Origin of the sequence: Streptomyces sp. NPDC019531 (genome assembly GCF_044903305.1) — a bacterium.
GTDB lineage: Bacteria > Actinomycetota > Actinomycetes > Streptomycetales > Streptomycetaceae > Streptomyces.
The window spans coordinates 1-2,486 of record NZ_JBJDQL010000127.1; the positions used below are offsets into that span (position 1 = coordinate 1).

At 68.3% G+C, this 2,486-nt stretch carries 1 protein-coding gene; it reads left to right on the plus strand.

Going from position 1 to position 2,486, the window contains the following annotated elements:
* Nucleotides 1-12: 12 nt before the first annotated feature.
* A partial coding sequence (locus tag ACI2L1_RS45070; RefSeq protein WP_404745286.1) for a hypothetical protein occupies nt 13-2,486 on the plus strand: 2,474 nt, incomplete at its 3' end.

The following is a 2,486-nucleotide window of genomic DNA, read 5'->3' on the forward strand; positions in this document are numbered from 1 at the left end:
GGTGGGCGTCCGGTGTTGTTCGAGGTGGTGGACGCCTCGGCCCGTGATGTGTCGTTCCTGTCGGCCAATCCGGCGCGTGGTGGGGCGTTGTTCGCTCAGCGGGCGGATCTGCGGGTGGTGGAACGGAGCCGGCTGCAGGACGAGGCGGGGCGTGCGTATGAGCACATCCGGCTGACGGAGACCTCCCCCGTTCCCCAGACGGTGAGGTCCGCGGCCCCCTTCGCGTTCCCGGCCGCCAACCAGTGGAACTCGCCCTCCGCACCCGAGGCCGTGCCCGGGCTCGAGTCGCAGGTCCCCTCCGAGGATCACAACGACGACCCCGCCGAGAACTCGGCTTTGGTGGAGCCGGTGTCGGAGCCGCGCCCTGAGACGGATCAGGCAGCCCGCACAACCTGGCTCACCGCTGGTCCCGGCGGGCACGCCATCGTGGTGGAACCGGTCGGGAGCGCCGCGCGGAGTGGCGCGCTGCCGGTCGAAACGCAGAGCGGCACGGGAAGCGACCGCGTGCCGCGTTCCCGGCAGTCGCCCCTCCCGTCCCACGGGTGGAACTCGTCGGCGGATCAGGCCGAGGAGCTCGACCCGCTCTACCTCGTGTTCGACGGTAAGACGATCACGCGCCTGAAGTCGTTGAGCGAGGCTCCCGCGGCGGATGTCCTGCCCTGGCGTGAATGGCGGGGCCTGCCTTCCGACGTTCAGGTGGCCGAGACCGGCGGTACGGAAGCGGGGGATGGCCAGGGCGCCGTGCCCGCGGCTCTGTTCCCCACTCATGGGTGGAATTCCCCCCCGGTCAAGGACGCGGAGGCGTCCTCGGGTACGGCGGGCGACTCCGCCGCCGTCCTGAGCCCTGGCCCCTCAGCCGTGACGTCGCCGTTGGGCACGGCCCCTGACGCTCCGGGCTGGATTCGCTCCCGGATCCGCTACCTGGAGGAGGCGGAGTTCTTTGAGAACAACCTGGCCGTTCATCTGATCCAGCTCAAGGAGGTCAACGAGGAGTTCGGCAAGATGACGCGTGCCGCATGGCGGCACGCGATGAGCGCGGGCGCGGACCTGAGGCTGTTCGGCACCTCGAACGCAGGACAGCCTGGTGCGGTCGGCAACTACTGGGTCGACCTTGCGCGTGTGGCCAACTCTGGCAGTCTGCGCGAGCGGATGGCCTTCATGTTCGAGGGCCTGAGCTCCCAGTTGATCCCCAACCTCCTCGGCGGCCCGGAACAGCGCCCGCAGAAGCTCATGGACCAATATGAGATCCGGGATCACCCCGCAAACAGAGCACCTGACGTCTGGGTGCGCCTCGAGGAGGCCGAAGCGCGGTACACGGCGGCAAAGCGCGCCGTGCAAAGTGGTCGGCAGGATCTGATCGCGCATCTGCCGGCGCTGAAAGTGGCGTACCAGCAGGCTGTGGAGGGGGTGGGCACCGGGATTCCGGTAGATGACGTGCGGCCCCCGCTGAGCGAGGCGGAGCGGGAGTTCATCGGCGGCAGGGAGACCCTGCCGTGGGTCTACGCAACCAGCTACATCAACATGCCGCTCTGGGTTGATCTGCACCCGGCGTCCGAGGACACCGGCGGTTTGGTCAGGACGGGGATATCGGGCTCCACCTACCGGTTTATGCACCACGCGATCCGGATGAACCAGCAATGGGGGCTGAACCTGGATCTCGGGCTGGTCAGGCTTGGCGTGCTCAGCGGCCAGCTGCCTCGCCCCTTCCGCCACGAGACTGAAGTGGCTCGAGGGGGGCATCACACCTTCCACGAGGTGATGCTGGGCGCGCAGATCGCCCTGGATGAACTGCCCGGCCACGATCCGGCCCTCGACTATGCCGACGACCTGTACCGGTACCGGAACATCCACCCGCTGACCGAGGACGACCTGCGCGAGAACGTCGCGCGCGACGGCAAGTTCCCCGACGAACACGCCCTGGAAGCGTGGCACGAGAACCACACGGAGGCGTTGGACCAAGAGCGCGACAATCAGGGGTGGAATTCTACGCCGGTCCAGGACGCGGAGGCGTCCTCGGGTCCGAACGCCGTCGCCGGTACATACAGTACCGACCTCACCGCTGTCGCCGACCCTGACGCTCCGAACCCGCCCGCCGGCTCGAAGCCGCTCACCATCGTGGACTCGGTCGCCGCCGTGCTCTTTGGTGCGGAGCCCGACCTCGCCACGGAGCGGTCGGACACACCCGAAGACACGTCTGCTGGCGAGGGTTTGTTCGCGGGGCCGATGGGCTCGGGAGAGGAGTTGTCGGACCAGTCACTCTCAGTCGAGGACGGCGCTGTAGTGGGGGCTGGCCTGGTCTTCCCGAGGCCTTCCGAGGGCGGACTGCGGGCCACGGGCCTTGCGTTGGAGGAGTTCGCCGCGCGCTTCGGTGCTTATTACGGCCTGCCGCAATGGGAGCAGTACAGCGAGGAGCACGAGAAGGGGATCGGTCAGGTCCTGGCCGCTGACCCGAAGGTCGTTCAGCAGGCTCGTGCCGCGGTCGGCCA